16 protein-coding genes and 2 tRNA genes are annotated in these 21,051 nt (G+C 69.0%); 16 read left to right on the forward strand and 2 right to left on the reverse strand.

From position 1 onward, the window contains the following. Positions 1 to 36: 36 nt before the first annotated feature. Positions 37 to 110: transfer RNA gene (locus tag ACFU5F_RS35225), tRNA-Gly, on the reverse strand. Positions 111 to 287: 177 nt separating this feature from the next. Here ACFU5F_RS35225 and ACFU5F_RS35230 point away from each other — a divergent pair. From ACFU5F_RS35230 to ACFU5F_RS35255, 6 genes are all read left to right on the forward strand, one after another. Continuing rightward, positions 288 to 364, forward strand: a tRNA-Pro gene (locus ACFU5F_RS35230). A gap of 197 nt (positions 365 to 561) precedes the next feature. After that, positions 562 to 1,953 (forward strand): trigger factor, encoded by a 1,392-nt coding sequence (gene tig / locus ACFU5F_RS35235; protein WP_383896410.1) that lies wholly within the window; start codon positions 562 to 564, stop codon positions 1,951 to 1,953. A 401-nt stretch (positions 1,954 to 2,354) separates the two neighbouring features. Next, positions 2,355 to 2,969 carry an ATP-dependent Clp protease proteolytic subunit gene (locus ACFU5F_RS35240; protein WP_383896464.1) on the forward strand — a complete coding sequence of 205 codons (615 nt, stop codon included), beginning with the start codon at positions 2,355 to 2,357 and terminating at the stop codon, positions 2,967 to 2,969. Positions 2,970 to 3,048: 79 nt separating this feature from the next. After that, on the forward strand, positions 3,049 to 3,729 hold the full coding sequence (locus ACFU5F_RS35245) for an ATP-dependent Clp protease proteolytic subunit (RefSeq protein WP_383896413.1): 681 nt from the start codon (positions 3,049 to 3,051) through the stop codon (positions 3,727 to 3,729). A gap of 203 nt (positions 3,730 to 3,932) precedes the next feature. Beyond that, the gene (clpX, locus tag ACFU5F_RS35250) at positions 3,933 to 5,219 is read left to right on the forward strand and encodes an ATP-dependent Clp protease ATP-binding subunit ClpX (protein ID WP_013003579.1); all 1,287 of its coding nucleotides are present in this window, start codon (positions 3,933 to 3,935) and stop codon (positions 5,217 to 5,219) included. A 221-nt stretch (positions 5,220 to 5,440) separates the two neighbouring features. Beyond that, positions 5,441 to 5,725 (forward strand): hypothetical protein, encoded by a 285-nt coding sequence (locus tag ACFU5F_RS35255; RefSeq protein WP_383896416.1) that lies wholly within the window; start codon positions 5,441 to 5,443, stop codon positions 5,723 to 5,725. Between the two features lie 154 nt (positions 5,726 to 5,879). On the opposite strand, the gene ACFU5F_RS35260 is transcribed toward ACFU5F_RS35255, so the two are convergent. Further along, positions 5,880 to 6,833 carry a hypothetical protein gene (locus ACFU5F_RS35260; protein ID WP_383896418.1) on the reverse strand — a complete coding sequence of 318 codons (954 nt, stop codon included), beginning with the start codon at positions 6,831 to 6,833 and terminating at the stop codon, positions 5,880 to 5,882. Positions 6,834 to 6,970: 137 nt separating this feature from the next. On the opposite strand from ACFU5F_RS35260, the gene ACFU5F_RS35265 reads away from it, so the two are divergent. From ACFU5F_RS35265 to ACFU5F_RS35310, 10 genes are all read left to right on the forward strand, one after another. Next, entirely contained in the window at positions 6,971 to 9,628 is a 2,658-nt protein-coding gene (locus tag ACFU5F_RS35265) for a valine--tRNA ligase (protein WP_383896421.1), read from the forward strand. 171 nt (positions 9,629 to 9,799) lie between these two features. After that, positions 9,800 to 11,308, forward strand: a complete 1,509-nt coding sequence (locus ACFU5F_RS35270; protein ID WP_383896424.1) for a bifunctional folylpolyglutamate synthase/dihydrofolate synthase — start codon at positions 9,800 to 9,802, stop codon at positions 11,306 to 11,308. Between the two features lie 8 nt (positions 11,309 to 11,316). Beyond that, entirely contained in the window at positions 11,317 to 11,670 is a 354-nt protein-coding gene (locus tag ACFU5F_RS35275) for a DUF4233 domain-containing protein (RefSeq protein WP_383896427.1), read from the forward strand. Positions 11,671 to 11,931: 261 nt separating this feature from the next. Beyond that, positions 11,932 to 12,345 (forward strand): nucleoside-diphosphate kinase, encoded by a 414-nt coding sequence (ndk, locus tag ACFU5F_RS35280; RefSeq protein ID WP_005479351.1) that lies wholly within the window; start codon positions 11,932 to 11,934, stop codon positions 12,343 to 12,345. A 370-nt stretch (positions 12,346 to 12,715) separates the two neighbouring features. Further along, a complete protein-coding gene (locus ACFU5F_RS35285) occupies positions 12,716 to 13,735 on the forward strand; it encodes a rod shape-determining protein (RefSeq protein ID WP_004931372.1) in 1,020 nt (339 codons plus the stop codon). Between the two features lie 174 nt (positions 13,736 to 13,909). After that, positions 13,910 to 14,863, forward strand: coding sequence for a rod shape-determining protein MreC (gene mreC, locus ACFU5F_RS35290; RefSeq protein WP_383896431.1), 954 nt, complete (start codon positions 13,910 to 13,912; stop codon positions 14,861 to 14,863). 28 nt (positions 14,864 to 14,891) lie between these two features. Continuing rightward, a complete protein-coding gene (gene mreD / locus ACFU5F_RS35295) occupies positions 14,892 to 15,563 on the forward strand; it encodes a rod shape-determining protein MreD (protein WP_383896434.1) in 672 nt (223 codons plus the stop codon). A 120-nt stretch (positions 15,564 to 15,683) separates the two neighbouring features. Further along, positions 15,684 to 18,107, forward strand: a complete 2,424-nt coding sequence (gene mrdA / locus ACFU5F_RS35300; protein WP_383896436.1) for a penicillin-binding protein 2 — start codon at positions 15,684 to 15,686, stop codon at positions 18,105 to 18,107. Beyond that, complete coding sequence (gene rodA, locus ACFU5F_RS35305) at positions 18,104 to 19,300, forward strand: rod shape-determining protein RodA (RefSeq protein WP_383896439.1); 1,197 nt, start codon at positions 18,104 to 18,106, stop codon at positions 19,298 to 19,300. The genes mrdA and rodA overlap by 4 nt, the downstream gene beginning before the upstream one ends. A gap of 91 nt (positions 19,301 to 19,391) precedes the next feature. Next, a complete protein-coding gene (locus tag ACFU5F_RS35310) occupies positions 19,392 to 20,921 on the forward strand; it encodes a CHAD domain-containing protein (RefSeq protein WP_383896442.1) in 1,530 nt (509 codons plus the stop codon). Positions 20,922 to 21,051 lie beyond the last annotated feature (130 nt).

The raw sequence follows: 21,051 nt of genomic DNA on the forward strand, positions 1-21,051 counted from the left end.
GTCCGAGGGAACTCCTCGGACCGGGCCGGAGGCCGGTGGAGCGGGCGACGGGAATCGAACCCGCGTAGCTAGTTTGGAAGACTAGGGCTCTACCATTGAGCTACGCCCGCACAGCTCGCGCCGCAGGTCGGGCGACCGCGGCACAGAAGGCATCGTAGCGGGTCCGGCGCCACCGCCGCACACCCCTTCCCGGCCGTGTCCGTCGTCCGCCGTCGTGCGCGCCCGCGCACTCGGTAAATGCGGCAACCCCATGGCCTGCGGGCATGTACCCTACGTGTCGCACCAGACGGGGTGTGGCGCAGCTTGGTAGCGCGTCCGCTTTGGGAGCGGAAGGCCGTGGGTTCAAATCCCGCCACCCCGACCACCGCGCCGCAAGGGCGTGCCCGCCACCGGCAAGATCGCCTTTTGGGGCGTGTACCGCCTGCGGTTACTATGCAAGCTGCGCGCCCGTGTGTCTGCACTCTCACGTCTCTCAAGGGCCGCTAATCCGCTGAAGCCCCGCCGCACCGGTGGGGGACGTCAGCAGAACCCCAAGAAGTCAGCCCCCAAGGAGACCGAACCGTGAAGAGCGCCGTGGAGACCCTGAACCCGACCCGGGTTCGGCTCAGCATCGAGGTGCCCTTCGAGGAGCTCAAGGACAGCCTCGACGCGGCGTACAAGAAGATCAACCAGCAGGTCACGGTGAAGGGCTTCCGCAAGGGCAAGATCCCGGCCCGTGTCATCGACCAGCGGTTCGGCCGTGGTGCGGTGCTGGAGGAGGCCGTCAACGACGCGCTCCCGAAGTTCTACACGGACGCGGTCAACGAGGCCGAGCTCAACGTCCTGGGCCAGCCCGAGGTCGACATCACCGAGCTGAAGGACGGCGAGACGCTGAACTTCACCGCCGAGGTCGACGTCCGCCCGGCCATCGAGATCCCGGACTACTCCGGCATCGAGGTCGAGGTCGACGCCGTCGAGGTCACCGAGGAGGACATCGAGAAGGCGGTCGAGCAGCTGCGCGAGCGCTTCGCCTCCACCTCCCCGGTCGAGCGTGCCGCCGAGGACGGCGACGTCGTGACGCTCGACCTGGAGGCCAAGGTCGACGGCGAGGTCCTGGAGGACGGCGTCGCCGAGGGCGTCTCCTACACCATCGGCTCCGGCGAGCTGCTGGACGGCATCGACGACGCCGTGAAGGGCCTGGAGGCCGGTGGCGAGGCCACCTTCGCCTCCGAGCTCAAGGGCGGCTCGGCGGCCGGCAAGGAGGCCGAGGTGACCGTCAAGGTCTCCCAGGTCGCCGCCCGTGAACTCCCCGCCCTGGACGACGAGTTCGCCCAGCTCGCCTCCGAGTTCGACACCCTCGAGGAGCTGCGCGCGGACAGCCGCAAGCGCCTGGAGAACATGAAGCAGTACGACCAGGCCACCCAGGCCCAGGAGCGCGTTCTGGAGAAGCTCCTGGAGATCGTCGAGGTGCCCGTCCCCGAGAAGCTGCTCGAGGACGAGATCAACACCCGCAAGCACAACCTGGAGCACCACCAGCTCGGCCAGATGGGCCTGGACCTGGAGAAGTACCTGGAGATCCAGGGCAAGACGGTCGAGGAGTTCGACGCCGAGACCAAGGAAGCGGCCGTCAAGGGCATCAAGACCCAGTTCGTCCTCGACGAGCTGGTCTCCAAGGAGAAGCTGAACGTCAACCAGGAGGAGCTCACCGAGCACCTCATGCGCCGCGCCGCCTCCTCCGGCATGTCCCCGGACCAGTTCGCCCAGGCCGTCGTCCAGAACAACCAGGTCCAGCTCCTCGTGGGCGAGGTCGCCCGCGGCAAGGCCCTGGCCCTGGTCGTGGAGTCCGCCACGGTGAAGGACACCAACGGCGAGATCGTCGACCTGGACGACGAGGAGGACGAGGACGCGTCCGCCGAGAGCACCGAGGAAGCCCCGGCCGCCGCCGAGGCCGAGGAGAAGGCCCCCGAGGCCTGATCGCTCCGCGAACAGCAGGCTCGAACGGGCCCCCGGGTCACTTCTGACCCGGGGGCCCGCTCTTTGGGGGCGCGGAAACTGCGCGAGCAACCACGTACAAGCCGCACTCGCCGATCCGTCCGGCGTGGCAGACGCGTCTGCGGCTTGTGGAGGGCCGGTCGCGCAGTTCTCCGCGCCCCTTTGCCAGCCGGGGGTCACCAATGCCCGCCCCATCAGCGGAGCGCACACGCATGCGCTGACAGCGAACAGTTCCCTTTGCGGGATTCACCGGCGGAGCCACCGCGTTAGGGTCCATGAAGACGAGGGCTGGGCTGTCGGCTAACGGCCCGGTCCCCGGAAGGGAAACGTGAAGACGGCCCGGCGCCGTCGTAAGACGAGCAGGTGGATACGTGACGAATCTGATGCCCTCAGCCGCCGGCGAGCCTTCCATCGGTGGTGGCCTCGGCGACCAGGTCTACAACCGGCTGCTTGGCGAGCGGATCATCTTCCTCGGCCAGCCGGTCGACGACGACATTGCCAACAAGATCACCGCACAGCTGCTGCTCCTTGCCGCGGACCCCGACAAGGACATCTACCTCTACATCAACAGCCCCGGCGGCTCCATCACGGCCGGCATGGCGATCTACGACACGATGCAGTTCATCAAGAACGACGTCGTGACCATCGCCATGGGCCTCGCGGCCTCGATGGGCCAGTTCCTGCTGAGCGCGGGCACCCCCGGCAAGCGCTTCGCGCTGCCGAACGCCGAGATCCTGATCCACCAGCCCTCGGCCGGCCTGGCCGGTTCGGCCTCGGACATCAAGATCCACGCCGAGCGGCTGCTGCACACCAAGAAGCGCATGGCGGAGCTCACCTCCCAGCACACGGGTCAGACCGTCGAGCAGGTGACCCGTGACTCGGACCGTGACCGCTGGTTCGACGCCTTCGAGGCCAAGGAGTACGGCCTCATCGACGACGTGATCCCCACGGCCGCCGGTATGCCGGGCGGCGGCGGCACCGGGGCCGGGCAGGAGTGACGGCACCCGCCGCCACCCTCACCCCCGCGAAGCCCCCAGCCGACCGCCTCAGCCCCTCTCAGGCTCCCAGGAGACCACAGTGAACGACTTCCCCGGCAGCGGCCTCTTCGACGGCGCACGCTCCCAGTACTCGGGCCCGACGGCCGAGTCCCGTTACGTCATCCCGCGCTTCGTCGAGCGCACCTCGCAGGGCATCCGCGAGTACGACCCGTACGCGAAGCTCTTCGAGGAGCGGGTGATCTTCCTCGGGGTGCAGATCGACGACGCCTCCGCCAACGACGTCATGGCGCAGCTGCTGTGCCTGGAGTCGATGGACCCCGACCGGGACATCTCGGTCTACATCAACAGCCCCGGCGGCTCCTTCACGGCGCTCACCGCGATCTACGACACGATGCAGTTCGTGAAGCCGGACATCCAGACGGTCTGCATGGGCCAGGCGGCCTCCGCCGCCGCGATCCTGCTCGCCGCCGGTACGCCGGGCAAGCGCATGGCCCTGCCGAACGCGCGCGTCCTCATCCACCAGCCGTACAGCGAGACGGGCCGCGGCCAGGTCTCCGACCTGGAGATCGCCGCCAACGAGATCCTCCGGATGCGCGGCCAGCTGGAGGACATGCTGGCCAAGCACTCCACCACGCCGATCGAGAAGATCCGCGAGGACATCGAGCGCGACAAGATCCTCACGGCCGAGGACGCGCTGTCGTACGGCCTGATCGACCAGATCATCTCCACGCGCAAGATGAACAACAACAGCGTCCGCTGACCGCGAAAAGGATGTATCGTCTGCCGCCCCTTGGCATGGTTGGCACCGTTTGACCCAGTGCACGACAAGGTGCACGTCAAAGCGAACCGTGCCAAGGGGGGCCCGAACGGGGGGCCCGGCAAGGTACCGTCGACATAAGGCAGCACCAGGAGCCGCTGGATTCCAATCGTCCAGTCGACTCCCAGGCGAAGGGGAAGCACACCGTGGCACGCATCGGTGACGGCGGCGATCTGCTCAAGTGCTCGTTCTGCGGCAAGAGCCAGAAGCAGGTCAAGAAGCTCATCGCAGGGCCCGGTGTGTACATCTGCGACGAGTGCATCGACCTCTGCAACGAGATCATCGAGGAAGAACTCGCGGAGACCAGTGAGGTCCGCTGGGAGGAACTCCCGAAGCCCCGCGAGATCTACGAGTTCCTCGAGGGCTACGTGGTCGGCCAGGAGGCCGCCAAGAAGGCGCTCTCCGTGGCGGTCTACAACCACTACAAGCGCGTCCAGGCCGGTGAGAACGGCGGCGGCCAAAGCCGCGAGGACGCCATCGAGTTGGCGAAGTCCAACATCCTCCTGCTGGGCCCCACGGGCTCGGGCAAGACCCTCCTCGCCCAGACCCTCGCGCGCATGCTGAACGTCCCGTTCGCGATCGCGGACGCGACCGCGCTGACGGAGGCGGGCTATGTCGGCGAGGACGTCGAGAACATCCTGCTGAAGCTCATCCAGGCGGCCGACTACGACGTCAAGAAGGCCGAGACCGGGATCATCTACATCGACGAGATCGACAAGGTCGCGCGGAAGAGTGAAAACCCCTCCATCACGCGTGACGTGTCGGGCGAGGGCGTCCAGCAGGCCCTGCTGAAGATCCTGGAGGGCACCACGGCGTCGGTCCCGCCACAGGGCGGCCGCAAGCACCCGCACCAGGAGTTCATCCAGATCGACACGACGAACGTGCTGTTCATCGTGGGCGGCGCCTTCTCCGGCCTGGAGAAGATCATCGAGTCCCGGGCCGGCGCCAAGGGCATCGGCTTCGGCGCGACGATCCGCTCCAAGCGCGAGCTGGAGTCCAAGGACCAGTTCGAGGCCGTCATGCCGGAGGACCTGGTCAAGTTCGGCATGATCCCGGAGTTCATCGGCCGTCTGCCCGTCATCACCTCGGTCCACAACCTGGACCGCGAGGCGCTGCTCCAGATCCTCATCGAGCCGCGCAACGCGCTGGTGAAGCAGTACCAGCGCCTGTTCGAACTCGACGGCGTGGAGCTGGACTTCGAGCGCGAGGCCCTCGAAGCAATCGCCGACCAGGCCATCCTCCGCCAGACCGGCGCGCGCGGCCTGCGCGCCATCATGGAGGAAGTCCTGATGTCGGTCATGTACGAGGTCCCGTCCCGCAAGGACGTTGCCCGGGTCGTCATCACGGCGGACGTGGTCCGCTCGAACGTCAACCCGACCCTGATCCCGCGTGATGCGCGGGGGCGGGGTCCGGGGGAGCAGAAGACGGCGTAACTCGCGCCGCTTCCACGCACTTGACACGAGGGTGCCCGGCGCAGCGATGCGCCGGGCACCCTTTGTCGCACGGATGGCTGCCCGGCCGAAGGAAACACGCCAGGTTCATGCCAAAGCCTTGGAACCCATCTGCTCTCATGATCTAGTCGGACCCGACCACGCCGATCGCTTGTCCGCGTCGAGTTCGAGCGATGGCGCACGTGAAAACGGGAGGCTGCTCGATGAAGGCGATGAAGCTCAGAAGAGCTGTGGCAGTGATGAGTGTGGTGGCCGCAGCGGGCGTCGTGCCGCTGGTGACGGCCGCACCGGCACATGCGTCGCAGGCACGCTGCGTGAACTACCTCGGCAACCATGGCTATGTGATCGGCCCCAGGGTCAGGGCGGCTTGCAGTTACGGCGCGATCTTCTCGCCGCCAGCGACGACGCCCAATCCCAACTGCCTGCTCAGGCTCATAGAGATCCGGGTCTCGAATGCGCACGCGCAGGTGGCATGCAGCCGCGCCTGATGGGGTGACGTCCTGGTCGGCGGGCGCCGACCAGGACGTCACGACGTTCCCTGTGCCTGGAAGTTGCCACGCCGAAGAAAACGGCTCGGCCCTCACTTCGAGGTGCCGAGCCGTCATGCTCACCGGTGCGGTCCGGTCCTGGAGTCGGTGGCGATCAGGCCTTGACTCGGACCGCCTCGCGCAGCTTCGCCGTGGTGTCGGCGGCCGCGGACTGGTCTGTCGCCTTCTCGGCCATGATGCTCGCCATGTCCATGGGCATCACCATGCCGACCGTGCTGTAGTCGCCCCACACGCAGAACGACAGGTTCATCACGCTGGGGCCGCCGCTCGTGTTGCCGTCGCTCGGCTCCATCTTGGCATCCTGGCACTTGAGGACGGCACCCTCGGCGGAGTCGTACGCCTTCGGGTCACCGACCATGGTGACCTTCACGTCGTCGTCCTTCCCGGACTCGGACTGCATGTGCTCCAGCATGGCGTCGACGACCTTCTCGGGGTCCTCGATCTCACCGTAGACGCCGCTGAAGTGAAGCTGCTTCTGCGCCAGCGGGTTGTCCTTGTTGCCGGACACGTACGAGGCGCTGACATCCTTGGGGTCGGTCACCCCCCATTTCTTGGCGTCCTCCACGTCGCTGTCGGACAGGGCGCCGCCGCCGCTGTCGTTCTTCGTGTAGTCCCCCAGAACAGTCGCCGGCGTAGTCAGCTTGTGCGGGCCGTCGTCCGCGATGTCTGCGCCCCCGCTCCCGCTGAGGACGACGTACGCGCCCACCGCGACCGCCGCCACCACGGCGACCGCGCCGAGGATGATGCCGACCTTCTTGCCGCCGCCCGAGGGCACCGGCGGCTGGGGCACGGTCGGGTACGGCTGCTGGCCGTACGGGGCCTGGGGCTGGCCGTACGGCGGCGTCTGGGGCGGAACGCCCTGGGGGGCCTGCTGGGGGTACCCGTAACCCGGCTGCGCCGGCGGCGCCTGCTGGGGGTAGCCGTAGCCGGGCTGGGGGGCGGCCTGCGGCGGCTGCTGGCCGTAGGGGCCCGGCTGGCCGCCCGGCTGACCGTACGGGCCGGGCTGCTGGGGCTGCCCACCGTATGGGCCCGGCTGGTTGTAACTCATGGTCTGGGTTCCCCTCCAGATACTTATGTGTTCCTGACATCCTGGCGCAATCCCGGTGGGTCGCACGCATCGGGGGTCACACCGTTACGGAAGAATCGAGTTTCGGGACCACCCCGTGACACCCCTAAACTGGGCGGGTGACCGAGAACGCTCAGCAGCAGCCTCCAGCGCCCGCCACCGATCTGCCGACCCAGTACGCGCCGGCCGATGTAGAGGGGGCGCTGTACGAGCGCTGGGTAGAGCGTGGTTACTTCGCGGCAGACGCCAAGAGCGACAAGCCCGCGTACACCATCGTCATCCCGCCGCCGAACGTCACGGGCAGCCTGCACCTCGGGCACGCCTTCCAGCACACCCTCATGGACGCCCTCACCAGGCGTAAGCGCATGCAGGGGTACGAGTCGCTGTGGCTCCCCGGCATGGACCACGCCGGCATCGCCACGCAGAACAAGGTCGAGCAGCAGCTCGCCGAAGAGGGCAAGTCCCGCCACGACTTGGGGCGCGAGGAGTTCGTCGAGCGCGTCTGGCAGTGGAAGGAGGAGTACGGCGGCAAGATCCTCGGCCAGATGCGCCGGCTGGGCGACGGAGTCGACTGGGACCGCGAGCGGTTCACCATGGACGAAGGGCTGTCCAAGGCCGTCCAGACCATCTTCAAGCGGCTCTACGACGACGAGTTGATCTACCGCGCCGAGCGCATCATCAACTGGTGTCCGCGCTGTCTCACCGCGATCTCCGACATCGAGGTCGAGCACCAGGAGGACGCCGGCGAGCTGGTCTCCATCCGGTACGGAGAAGGGGACGACTCCCTCGTCGTCGCCACCACCCGCGCGGAGACGATGCTCGGCGACACCGCCGTCGCCGTCCACCCGGACGACGAGCGCTACAAGCACCTCATCGGCAAGCTCATCAAGCTGCCGCTCACCGACCGTTCCATCCCGGTCGTCGCCGACACCCACGTCGACCCCGAGTTCGGCACCGGCGCCGTCAAGGTGACGCCGGCGCACGACCCGAACGACTTCGCGATCGGCCAGCGCCACGACCTGCCGTCCATGACGATCATGGACGAGCACGGTGTCATCACCGTCCACGGCCCCTTCCTCGGCCAGGACCGCTTCGAGGCCCGCTCCGCCGTCGTCGGCGCGCTGCGCTCGCAGGGCCGGATCGTCGCCGAGAAGCGCCCGTACACCCACTCCGTCGGCCACTGCTCGCGCTGCAAGACCACGGTCGAGCCGCGGCTGTCCATGCAGTGGTGGGTCAAGGTCGGGCCGCTCGCCAAGGAGGCCGGCGACGCGGTCCGGGACGGCCGGGTCAAGATCCACCCCGAGGACATGTCGAAGCGCTACTTCGACTGGGTCGACAACATGTACGACTGGTGCATCTCGCGCCAGCTGTGGTGGGGCCACCGCATCCCGGTCTGGTACGGCCCGGACGGCGAGACGGTCTGCGTCGGCCCCGACGAGCAGCCGCCCGGCACCGAGGCCGAGGGCTGGACCCAGGACACCGACGTCCTGGACACCTGGTTCTCCTCCGGCCTGTGGCCGTTCTCCACGCTCGGCTGGCCCGAACGGACCGAGGACCTGCGGAAGTTCTACTCCACCGACGTCCTGCTCACCGGCCACGACATCATCTTCTTCTGGGTCGCCCGGATGATGATGTTCGGCCTCTACGCCATGGACGGCGAGGTCCCGTTCAAGACCATCGCCCTGACCGGCCTGGTCCGCGACGAGCGCGGCAAGAAGATGTCGAAGTCCTTCGGCAACGTCGTCGACCCGCTCGACTGGATGGACAAGTACGGCTCCGACGCGCTCCGCTTCACCCTCGCGCGCGGCGCCAACCCGGGCACCGACGTCCCGATCGGCGAGGACTGGGTCCAGGCCTCCCGCAACTTCGCCAACAAGATCTGGAACGCCACCCGCTTCGCGCTGATGAACGGCGCGACGGTCCAGGGCCCGCTCCCGGAGGCGTCGAAGCTCTCGGCGACCGACCGCTGGATCCTCGCCCGTCTCAACGAGACGGTCGCGCAGGTCGACGCGTACTACGAGGACTTCCAGTTCGCCAAGCTCAGCGACGCCCTGTTCCACTTCGCGTGGGACGAGGTCTTCGACTGGTACGTCGAGCTGTCCAAGACGACGTTCCAGGCGGGCGGCGAGCCGGCCGAGGTCAGCAAGCGGGTCCTGGGTGAGGTCCTCGACGTCACCCTGCGCCTGCTCCACCCGGTCGTCCCGTTCGTCACGGACACCCTGTGGACGACGCTGACCGGCGGCGAGTCCCTCGTCATCGCCGACTGGCCCAAGGCGGTGTCCGTTCCTGGTGCCGACGCACCGGGCGGCTTCCGCGACGACGCCGCCGAGCGCGAGATCGAGCTGGTCCAGCAGGTCGTCACCGAGGTCCGCCGCTTCCGCGCCGACCAGGGCCTCCAGCCCGGCCAGCGCGTCCCGGCCCGCCTCACGCTCGACGGTACGGCCCTGGCACCGCACGAGGCCGCGATCCGTCAGCTGCTGCGCCTGCAGCCCGAGGGCGAGGGCTTCTCGGCGACCGCGACCCTGCCGGTGGCGGGCGCCGAGGTCGCGCTCGACCTCTCCGGTGTCATCGACGTCGCCGCCGAGCGCAAGCGCCTGGCCAAGGACCTCGCGGCGGCCGAGAAGGAGAAGGCCCAGGCCACGGCCAAGCTCGGCAACGAGGCGTTCCTCGCGAAGGCGCCCGATCAGGTGGTCGACAAGATCCGCGGCCGCCTCGCCAAGGCGGACGAGGACATCGCCCGCATCGCCGCCCAGCTGGACCGTCTGCCGCAGGCGTAGCCCGCCTCGTGGGCCGACGGAAGCCCCTGGTGCTCTCCGGGCACCGGGGGCTTCCGCTGACCGGGCCCCGCGAGGGGCGCGGGGAACCGCGCGAGCAACCACCCACCACTCGCAGTCGCCCTACAGCGGGTACCCCCGAGCTCTCAGGCGCCCGGTCCGTAGACTGGCCCCGTGAGCGAACGCAGTGACCCGCAGCCCGACCCGACCGACCCGTTCGAGGAGATCATCGCCGCGGAGACCGACCGGGATCCGGACCTCGCGGTGATCGAGGCCGGCAGCCGCACCCTGCGTGCCCAGGGCGGCGCGGCACAGGCCGACGTACCGGCCCGCCCCACCGACCCGGCCGTCGACAAGGCGCTGCGCGCGGTCGAGACGGAACTGGCCGGCCGCTGGGGCGAGACCAAGCTGGAGCCCTCGGTCACCCGGATCGCCGCCCTGATGGACGTCCTGGGCGAGCCCCAGCGCTCGTACCCCTCCCTCCACATCACCGGCACCAACGGCAAGACCTCCACCGCCCGCATGATCGAGGCCCTCCTCGGCGCCTTCGAGCTGCGCACCGGCCGGTACACCTCGCCGCACGTCCAGTCGATCACCGAGCGCATCAGCCTGGACGGCGCCCCGATCTCCGCCGAGCGGTTCGTCGAGACGTACGAGGACATCAAGCCGTACATCGAGATGGTCGACGCGGCGCAGGAGTACCGGCTCTCCTTCTTCGAGGTGCTGACCGGCATGGCGTACGCCGCCTTCGCGGACGCGCCCGTGGACGTGGCGGTCGTCGAGGTCGGCATGGGCGGCACCTGGGACGCCACCAACGTCATCGACGGGGACGTGGCCGTGGTCACCCCCATCGACCTCGACCACACCGACCGGCTGGGCACGACACCCGCCGAGATCGCCGTGGAGAAGTCCGGGATCGTCAAGCAGGACGCGACCGTGATCCTGGCGCAGCAGCCGGTGGACGCGGCGCAGGTGATGCTGAAGAAGGCCGTGGAGGTCGACGCGACGGTGGCCCGGGAGGGCCTGGAGTTCGGTGTCGTGGCGCGGCAGGTCGCGGTCGGCGGGCAGATGCTCACGCTGCGCGGGCTCGGCGGTGAGTACCCCGAGGTCTACCTCCCGTTGCACGGCCCGTACCAGGCGCACAACGCGGCCGTGGCCCTCGCCGCGGTCGAGGCGTTCTTCGGCGTCGGCTCGCAGCGTCCGGAACCCCTCGACCTGGACACGGTCCGCAAGGCGTTCGCGTCGGTGTCGTCACCGGGGCGTCTCGAAGTCGTCCGCCGGTCGCCGACGGTCGTGCTCGACGCGGCCCACAACCCGGCCGGCGCGCGGGCCACGGCCGAGGCCGTCGGAGAGGCGTTCGACTTCAGCCGGCTCATCGGCGTGGTCGGCGCGAGCGGCGACAAGAACGTCCGGGGTCTCCTGGAGGCCTTCGAGCCGATCTTCGCCGAGGTCGTGATCACGCAGAACTCCAGCCACCGGGCGATGGACGCCGACGAGTTGGCCGGGATCGCGGTCGAGGTCTTCGGCGAGGAACGGGTGCAGGTCGAGCCGCGGATGCCCGACGCCCTGGAGGCGGCCATCACGCTCGCCGAGGAGGAGGGCGAGTTCGCGGGTGGCGGCGTCCTCGTCACCGGTTCCGTCATCACCGTAGGCGAAGCCCGGCTGCTGCTGGGGAAGGGCTGAGTTCCACGATGCGTACCCTCTGTGCTTCGACCCTGATCGGTGAGTTCTTCGTGATCGGCTTCGCGGGTCTGGTCGCCATGAAGGACCCGGACCTGGCCATGTCGACGGTCTGGACGGTCAGCGGCATCGCCATGTTCCTGTGCGTCCTGCTGTGCGGCCTCGTCACCCGGCCCGGCGGCGTCCAGCTCGGCTGGGCCCTGCAGATCGCGCTGATCCTCTCCGGTTTCGTCGTCCCGACGATGTTCTTCATGGGTGCGGTCTTCGCCGCCCTGTGGTGGGCGTCGGTCCACTTCGGGCGGAAGGTCGACGAGGCGAAGGCCCGGTTCGCGGCCCAGGCGGGCGCCGAGGCCGGAGCCTCCTAGGCCCTGCCGCCGCCTTCCCGTCCCCACGCGACGCCTGCGGGCGCCCCTGCTCTCCGGCTTGCTGTCGGCTGCGCCCGAGCGGGGGCGCCCGACCGCCGCACCGGGCGAGAGCCCGCGCAGGTGTGGTGAGGACAGGATCTGGCCGCGGTGGGGCGGGGTCCAGGGGTGCGGCCCGGCCTTCCTGACGCTGCGTGACACCGGGTCGGACGCGCCCTGTAGCCTCTGAGCTCCGCACCCGTGTGAGTTGAAGGAGCCACCACCGTGAGCCAGCGCACCCTCGTCCTGCTCAAGCCCGACGCCGTCCGGCGTGGCCTGACCGGCGAGATCATCAGCCGTATCGAGCGGAAGGCCGGCTGGCAGATCACCGCGCTGGAGCAGCGGACCCTGGACCAGGACACGCTGGAGCAGCACTACGGCGAGCACAAGGGCAAGCCGTTCTACGAGCCGCTCGTCGCGTTCATGGCCTCCGGGCCGGTCGTCGCGCTGATCGTCGAGGGCGAGCGGGTCATCGAAGGGGTGCGGGCGCTGGCCGGCCCGACCGACCCGATCGCCGCGCAGCCCGGTTCGATCCGCGGTGACTACGGCGTGATCGTGCGCGAGAACCTGATCCACGCGTCGGACTCCGAGGAGTCCGCCGAGCGCGAGGTGAAGATCTTCTTCCCCGGGCGCGCGTAGCGACATGCCCGACGGCGGGGGCCGGTGATCAGTCTCGTCCCCGCCGCCCTTACCCTGCTGGTGACACTCGGCCACCACCCACTCGGCCTACCCCGGTTGACCAGCCATCCCGTGCGGGATCCGGCCGTACAACGGCATACGCGCGGCGATCGGGGGAACGCGCACCCCCGTTGGATCGTCTCCAGAGGCGAGGCGGCGCATCGCATGCCCACAATGGCGAAGACCCTCGCGCAGTGTTCGTGCGGGCGAGACTACGATGTAAGCCTTCACGTCACAGCACCCACTTCGCCGACCCGAAAAGCCTGAAAAGCTCTCAAAAGCCGTCAGTGCTCCACTGGGGAAGGCCACACGAATCCTGATGGGGAACTCAATGTCGTTCATCGGCCGTGACATGGCTGTCGACCTCGGGACCGCCAACACGCTGGTGTACGTCAGGGGTCGCGGGATCGTACTGAACGAGCCGTCCGTCGTCGCGATCAACACCAACACCGGTGGGATTCTCGCGGTCGGCGCGGAGGCCAAGAAGATGATCGGGCGGACGCCGGGCAACATCGTTGCCGTACGCCCGCTGAAGGACGGTGTCATCGCCGACTTCGAGATCACCGAGCGGATGCTCCGCTACTTCATCCTGAAGATCCACAAGCGGCGGTATCTCGCCCGTCCCCGGGTCGTCGTCTGCGTGCCGTCCGGCATCACCGGTGTCGAGCGTCGCGCCGTCATCGAGGCGTCCTCCCAGGCGGGCGCCCGCCAGGTGCACATCATCGAGGAGCCCATGGCCGCGGCCATCGGTTCCGGCCTGCCGGTCCACGAGGCCACGGGCAACATGGTGGTGGACATCGGCGGCGGCACCACGGAGGTCGCGGTCATCTCCCTCGGCGGCATCGTCACCGCCCAGTCCATCCGCGTCGCGGGCGACGAGTTGGACAACGCGATCATCCAGCACATCAAGAAGGAGTACTCGCTCCTCCTCGGTGAGCGGACGGCCGAGCAGATCAAGATCACGATCGGTTCGGCGTACGACCTCGACGCTGACGAACACACCGAAATCCGTGGCCGGGACCTGGTGTCCGGGCTGCCCAAGACCGTCGTCATCTCCGCCGCGGAAGTGCGGAAGGCGATCGAGGAACCCGTCAACGCCATCGTCGATGCCGTCAAGACGACCCTCGACAAGTGCCCGCCGGAACTCTCCGGCGACATCATGGACCGCGGCATCGTCCTGACCGGCGGCGGCGCCCTGCTCCGCGGTCTCGACGAGCGGCTGCGCCGGGAGACCGGAATGCCGATCCACATCGCCGAGGACCCGCTGGACAGCGTGGCGCTCGGCTCCGGCAAGTGCGTCGAGGAGTTCGAGGCATTGCAGCAGGTGCTCGACGCCCAGCCCCGCAGATGAGGTAACACTTCGATTCCGCCGTACGGGACGTTCTCCTCTCGTGCGGCGGATCGTTGATATCGAGGCATAAGCTCCCACAAAGCGCCCCTGTCGTTCCCGTCCCGGGATTCCCAGGGGCTACCCGAATTCCCCCCATCCTGTCGAATTCCTATGAGGAAGGCACGGCCGCCGCACGTGAGGGACACACGAGAGAGCCGGCTGCTCCTGGTGCTGCTGGTCGCCGTCGCGTTCGCGCTGATCACGGTCGACATCCGCGGCGGGGAGGACTCACCGGTCGACGGTGCCCGACGTGGAGCCGCCACCGTCTTCGGCCCGATCGAGGACGGCGTGTCAACCGCCGTGGACCCCATCGGCAACGCCATAAGCGCTGTCCGTGACTCGGGCTCCCGCCACGACCGGCTCGCCGCGCTGGAGAAGGAGAACGCCGAACTGAAGGCGTCCCTCGGCAGCGACGACCGCAACCGCAGCCGGAGCAAGCAGCTCGACAAGATCCTCAAGACCGCCGCGAACGGCCGCTACGGCATCAAGGGCGCCGAGGTCATCGCCATAGGAGCGGCCCAGGGCTTCTCCTGGACCGTCACCATCGACATCGGCCGCGACGACGGCATCACCCGCGACATGACCGTCCTGAACGGCGACGGCCTCGTCGGCCGCGTCACCACCGTCGGACCGAACACCGCGACCGTGCTCCTCGCCAACGACCCCGACTTCACCGTCGGCACCCGAATGGAGTCCACCGACGAACTCGGTTTCGCCTCCGGCCAGGGCGACCGCCCGCTGCGCGTCGAACTCCTCAACGGCAAGGCCAAGGTGAAGGAGGGCGACCGCCTCGTCACCTTCGGTTCGCAGGCCGACAAGCCGTTCGTACCGGGTGTCCCGGTCGGCCTCGTCTCCCGCGTCGACCCCTCCGGCGGCGACCTCACCCGCACGGTCTACGTCAAGCCGTTCGTCTCCTTCACCCAGCTCGACATCGTCGGTGTGGTCGTCCAGCCGCCCCGCAAGGACCCGCGCGACACTGTCCTGCCGAGCAGGCCGAAGGCCACGCCCACCCCGACCGTGACGGTGACGGTCACCCCGGGCGCGGACGAACTCGCCGAAGGCGCCGACGGACAGCCGCAAGAGCAGTAGACGTAGGACAGTAGGAGCTGACCCCCTGATGCGCTTCAACCGGATGCTGCTCTCCACCACCCTGGTGACCGTCGCCCTGGTGATCCAGGTGAGCGTCCTCGCCAGACTCCATCTCCCGGGCGCCGTACCGGACCTGGTGCTCCTCACCGTGCTCGGCCTCGCGCTGGTCTACGGCCACGTCGGCGGCGCCCTCATCGGCTTCGGCGCCGGACTGCTGTCCGACCTCGCGCCACCCGCCGACCACGCGGCCGGGCGGTACGCCCTCGTCCTCTGCGTCATCGGCTACCTCGCCGGGCTGGCGAAGCCGGAGACGGGCCGGCTGAAGTCGGCGACCGGCCCCATGGCCGTGGTCGTCGTGGCCGCCCTCGGCGCGACCCTGCTGTACGCCGGTGTCGGCGCCCTCGTCGGCGACGACGCGGCCCGCCACGTCGGCCTGCCCAGCCTGCTGTTCACCGCCGCGCTCTACGACCTGCTGCTCGCGCCGTTCGTCGTGCCCGGCGTCATGGCGCTCGCCCGCCGCGCCGACAACGACCCGCTCGCCGAGACCGGCAGCGGCGCCAAGACGTCCGACGTCGCCTCCGGATGGCTCTCCTCCGGCACCGGACTGCGCATCGGCAAGCAGCGCGGGGGACTGCGTATCAGGGCCGCGCGCTCACGGATGGCCAGGGCGGGACGCATCAAGGGGGTCAAGCGGCTGTGAGCGCGGGGCTATGGCATTCGGGAACCGATCACAGCCGAGCGGTGTACCCCATGTACCGGCACTCCGCGTACCGGCACTCCGCGCACGGCCCGCACACGCACTGAGAGGGGGAGACAGGCAGTGACCAACATCCCGGAGACCGGACGGACCCCACGGGTCCAGATCCGGCTCGTCATCATCCAGATCCTCGTCTTCTCCCTCCTCGGCACCCTGGGCGGCCGCCTCTGGTACCTCCAGATCCGCGAGGGCGACGCCTACGCCAAGGAGGCCTCCGGCAACCACGTCCAGCAGGTCGTCCAGCCCGCCGTGCGCGGCTCGATCCTGGACGCCCGCGGAGTGCCGATCGCCGACAACGAGACCCGGCTGGTCGTCTCCGCCTCCCGCACCGACCTGCTGAAGATGGACGACGACGGCAAGGCCGTCCTCACCAAGCTGGCGGGCGTCCTGGACATGAAGCCCCAGGACGTCATGGACAAGGTCCGCCTCTGCGACTCCGAGACGCCCCAGCCCTGCTGGAACGGCTCGCCCTACCAGCCGATCCCCATCACCGACGAGGCCACCGCCAAGCAGGCCCTGCAGATCCGCGAGCGCTCCGAGGACTTCCCCGGCATCACCGCCGAACCCCAGGCCGTCCGCCGGTACGCCAGCCCCGGCGGCTCCAAGACCTCGCAGGTCCTCGGCTATCTCTCGCCGGTCACCGACGAGGAGATCACCAAGGCACAGGACACCGACTCGCCGTATCTGCGGTCCGACCAGGTCGGCCGCTCCGGCCTGGAGCGGCAGTACGACAAGGAGCTGCGCGGCAAGGCCGGCGTCACCCGCTACGAGGTCGACAACCTCGGCCGCGTCATCGGTGAGGCCGAGGCCGATCCCGCCCGGCCCGGCGCCAACCTGGTCACCAGCGTCGACGCCCGCGTGCAACGCATCGCCGAGTACGAACTCAACGAGGCGATGAAGGAGGCCCGCAAGCAGAACGACCGCAACACGGGCACCAACTACAAGGCCGACTCCGGCGCCGTCGTCGTCATGGAGGCCAAGACCGGCCGCGTCGTCGCCATGGCCTCCAACCCCGACTACGACCCGAACGCCTGGGTCGGCGGCATCTCCGCCAAGGACTACGCCAGGCTCACCGGCAAGAAGTCCAACTACCCGCTGCTGAACCGCGCGATCCAGGGCCAGTCCGCCCCCGGCTCCATCTTCAAGCCGATCCCGACCGCCGCCGCGGTGAACGCCGGCTACTCCTTCAACGGCCCTTACGAGTGCTCCAGTTCGTACTCGATCGGCGGCCAGGTCTTCAAGAACTTCGAGTCCAGGGGCTACGGCGCCATCAGCCTCGGCAAGGCCCTGGAGGTCTCCTGCGACACCGTCTTCTACCGCCTCGCCCACGAGGAGTGGAAGCGCGACGGCGGCATCAAGCCCAAGAAGGGCGCCAACAACTGGTTCTACAAGACCGCTCACCAGTTCGGCCTCGGCGCGGAGACCGGCATCGACCTGCCCAACGAGGTCGCCGGCCGCATCCCGGACCGCAAGTGGAAGCTGGACTACTGGAAGGCCAACAAGGACGCCTGGTGCAAGTACGGCAAGAAGGGCGGCACGTACGCCGAGCAGATCGCCTACGAGAACTGCCTCGAAGGCAACCGCATGCGCGCCGGTGACTCCGTCAACTACTCCATCGGCCAGGGCGACACCCTCGTCACCCCCATCCAGATGGCCACCATCTACGCCGCCATCTCCAACGGCGGCACCCTCTACGACCCCACCGTCGGCAAGGCCGTCATCAGCGCCGACGGCAAGAACGTGCGGGAGATCGCTCCCAAGTCGCACGGCAAGCTGCCGATGACGAAGAAGACCCACGACGAGATAGACGAAGCCCTCGAAGGAGTCGCGACCCGCGGTACGGCCGCCTGGCGCTTCCAGGGCTGGCCGCAGGACAAGATCCCCATGCACGCCAAGACCGGTACGGCCGAGGTCTACGGCAAGCAGACGACGTCCTGGTTCGCCACGTACACCAAGGACTACTCGATCGTCATGACGATCTCCCAGGGTGGTACGGGTTCCGGCGCCTCGGCCCCCGCCGTGCGCAAGCTCTACAACGCGCTGTACGGCGTCTCCGAGGACGGCAAGATCAACAAGAAGAACGCGCTGCTGCCCACCCCGCAGAAGGGTCTGCCGAAGATCGAGTCCGACGGCTCGATCGACAGCCCCAAGCTGGAGAACTACCCGCCGAAGAAGACCGAGAAGGAAGCCGCGGAGGACGGCATCCAGACCGTCGCCGCCGGGCCTGCCGCCGGACCCGTCGTCAGCCCTGCCGTCCGGCCGGTGTCCTTCGACGGCCCCCCGGCGATCGTCAGCACACGCGGCGGCAGCGGCAACCGGGCGGCGCGACGGCGTACCGGCTGCGGGCGCGCCCCGAAGGACCGCGGGGCTGTACCGCCATGCGGCCCCGCCGCGGAGCGCGACCGGCCACGACGACGTCGAAGCCGACCGACGACGGCGTATCCCGGCAACCCCGGCGGAGCGCACACGCGGAGGAGGTCCGTATGACCGGCAACAGCTTCTCCGTCTCCGGGTACGGGCCCGAGCGCTCCGGCTGGACCCGGCTGTTCGCCCGTGACTCGCTCGCCCGCCGACTCGACTGGCCGATACTGTTCTCGGCCATCGCGCTCTCCCTGATCGGCGCAGCCCTCGTCTACTCGGCGACGCGTAACCGCACCGAACTCAACCAGGGCGATCCGTACTACTTCCTCCTCCGGCACCTGCTCAACACCGGCATCGGCTTCGCCCTGATGATCGGCACGGTCTGGCTCGGCCACCGCACCCTGCGCACGGCCGTACCCGTCCTGTACGGCCTCTCGGTCCTGCTGATCCTGCTGGTCCTGACCCCGCTGGGCGCGACGATCAACGGCGCCCACGCATGGATCGTCATCGGCGGCGGCTTCTCGCTCCAGCCCTCCGAATTCGTGAAGATCACGATCATCCTCGGCATGGCGATGCTGCTGGCGGCCCGGGTGGACGCCGGCGACAAACCCCATCCCGACCACCGCACGGTCGTACAGGCCCTCGGCCTCGCCGCCGTACCGATACTGATCGTCCTGCTGATGCCCGACCTCGGCTCGGTCATGGTCATGGTCGTCATCGTCCTGGGCGTCCTGCTCACCTCCGGCGCGTCCAACCGGTGGGTCCTCGGCCTCATCGGCACGGGCGCCGTGGGTGCGATCGCCGTCTGGCAGCTCGGGGTCCTCGACGAGTACCAGATCAACCGCTTCGCGGCCTTCGCCAACCCCGAACTCGACCCGGCCGGCGTCGGCTACAACACCAACCAGGCCCGCATCGCCATCGGCTCCGGCGGACTGCTCGGCACGGGACTGTTCAAGGGCTCGCAGACCACCGGACAGTTCGTGCCCGAGCAGCAGACCGACTTCGTCTTCACGGTGGCGGGGGAGGAGCTGGGATTCGTGGGCGCCGGACTGATCATCCTCCTGCTCGGAGTCGTCCTGTGGCGGGCGTGCCGTATCGCCCGCGAGACGACCGAGCTGTACGGCACGATCGTCGCCGGCGGCATCATCGCCTGGTTCGCCTTCCAGTCCTTCGAGAACATCGGAATGACCCTCGGCATCATGCCGGTGGCGGGACTGCCCCTGCCATTCGTGTCGTACGGCGGTTCGTCGATGTTCGCGGTGTGGGTGGCGGTGGGGCTGCTGCAGTCCATCCGGGTGGAGCGCCCGATGTCCGCGTAGGGCTCCGCACGGTTCCCGGGGGCAGGCTTCCGTCCTGCCGCAGGAGTACGGTGGTCTGCCCCTTTGCCCGAAAGGGGACTAGATTCATTTCATGGCGGACACCAAGCGTGAGATCGAGCGGAAGTACGAGTCCGACGAGAGCGGCCTGCCCGATCTCACCGGTGTGGCCGGGGTTGCGACGGTCGTCGACAAGGGCGTGGCGGAGCTGGACGCCGTCTACTACGACACCCCCGACGAACGCCTGGCCGCCGCCGCCATCACCCTGCGCCGCCGCACGGGCGGCAGTGACGCGGGCTGGCATCTGAAGCTCCCCGTCTCCGCGGGGGTGCGGGACGAGATCCGGGCCCCGCTGTCCGACACCCTGCCGGACGAACTCGCGGGACTCGTGCGCTCCCGGGTCCGGGGCGTCGAACTGGTCCCGCTGGTCCGTCTTCTCTCCACACGCGACGTCAGTGATCTGCGCGACGCGGACGGCACCCTCCTCGCCGAGGTCAGCGTCGACGCCGTGGTCGCCGAGCGGCTCACCGAGGACGGCCGGACCGCGCAGTGGTCCGAGATCGAGGTCGAACTCGCCGACGACGGCGACCCGGCCTTCCTCGACAAGGTCGACAAGAAACTGCGCAAGTCGGGTGTCCGGCCGTCGGACTCGCCCTCGAAACTGGCCAGGGCACTGCGCGAGACGGCACCCAGGAAGGGGAAGAAGAAAGACCGGAAGAAGGCGGAGGCGGCGGCTCCGGGCAAGCCCGTCACCCCCGGTGATCACGTCCTCGCCTACATCCGCGTCCAGCGCGACGCGATCGTCGAACTCGATCCCGCCGTCCGCCGGGACGTCTTCGACTCCGTCCACAGCATGCGGGTCGCCACGCGCCGGCTGCGCAGCACCTTCAAGTCGTACGGGAAGGTGCTCGACCGGACCGTCACGGACCCGATCGGCGAGGAGCTGAAGTGGCTCGCGGGTGAGCTGGGTGTCGACCGTGACCAGGAAGTCCTGACGGAACGGCTCACCGAGGCCCTGGACGCGCTCCCCGAGAGCCTGGTGACCGGCCCGGTCCACGCACGGCTGCGCGCCTGGTCGCAGAAGGACGGCCACACGGGTCCCCGACGTGAGCTCATCGACGCGCTGGACGGACCGCGGTACCTGGCCCTGCTGACCTCCCTCGACGCCGTGCTCGCCAACCCGCCACTGCTCGTGGCGGCCGAGGGCGATGCCGAGAAGGTGATCACCAAGGCGGTCCGGAAGGACATCGGCAAGGTGGCGGCACTGGTGGAAGAGGCCCTGGCGCAGCCGGCCGGAACCGACCGCGACCTCGCCATGCACGAGGCCCGCAAGAAGACCAAGCGCACCCGGTACGCGGCCGAGGCGGCGCGTCCCCTGCTGGGCAAGCCGGCCAAGGCCCTCGTCAAGGACATGAAGTCCCTGCAGACCCTCCTCGGCGACCACCAGGACAGCGTGATGGCCCGCGAGGCCCTGCGCGACCTCGCCCACCAGGCCCATGCGGCGCCGGGGGAGAGCGCCTTCACGTACGGGGTGCTGTACGGCAGGGAGGAACGGCGGGCGGAGCTGGCGGAGGAGGCGCTGCCGTCGACCTGGGCGAAGATCCGCGACGGCCTGCCCTTCTGAGCGGCCGACTGACGGCTCTGACGACTGACGGCGGGCCTGACGCAGTGAGGAGCGGTGAGGACGGGCCGGACGGCGGTGAGGAGTGGTGAGGACGGGCCGGACGGCGGTGAGGACGGCGGGCTGCCGACGA

It is taken from the genome of Streptomyces sp. NPDC057438 (assembly GCF_042802995.1).
In the GTDB taxonomy this organism is placed as follows: Bacteria; Actinomycetota; Actinomycetes; order Streptomycetales; family Streptomycetaceae; genus Streptomyces.

Bases quoted from the DNA above. Each gene is read 5' to 3' on its own strand.
- ACFU5F_RS35240 (WP_383896464.1), top strand. From the start codon at position 2,355: ATGCCCTCAGCCGCCGGCGAGCCTTCCATCGGTGGTGGCCTCGGCGAC.
- ACFU5F_RS35255 (WP_383896416.1), top strand. From the start codon at position 5,441: ATGAAGGCGATGAAGCTCAGAAGAGCTGTGGCAGTGATGAGTGTGGTG.
- ACFU5F_RS35260 (WP_383896418.1), bottom strand. From the start codon at position 6,833: ATGAGTTACAACCAGCCGGGCCCATACGGTGGGCAGCCCCAGCAGCCC.
- ACFU5F_RS35275 (WP_383896427.1), top strand. From the start codon at position 11,317: ATGCGTACCCTCTGTGCTTCGACCCTGATCGGTGAGTTCTTCGTGATC.
- ACFU5F_RS35285 (WP_004931372.1), top strand. From the start codon at position 12,716: ATGTCGTTCATCGGCCGTGACATGGCTGTCGACCTCGGGACCGCCAAC.
- mreD (WP_383896434.1), top strand. From the start codon at position 14,892: ATGCGCTTCAACCGGATGCTGCTCTCCACCACCCTGGTGACCGTCGCC.
- rodA (WP_383896439.1), top strand. From the start codon at position 18,104: ATGACCGGCAACAGCTTCTCCGTCTCCGGGTACGGGCCCGAGCGCTCC.
- ACFU5F_RS35310 (WP_383896442.1), top strand. From the start codon at position 19,392: ATGGCGGACACCAAGCGTGAGATCGAGCGGAAGTACGAGTCCGACGAG.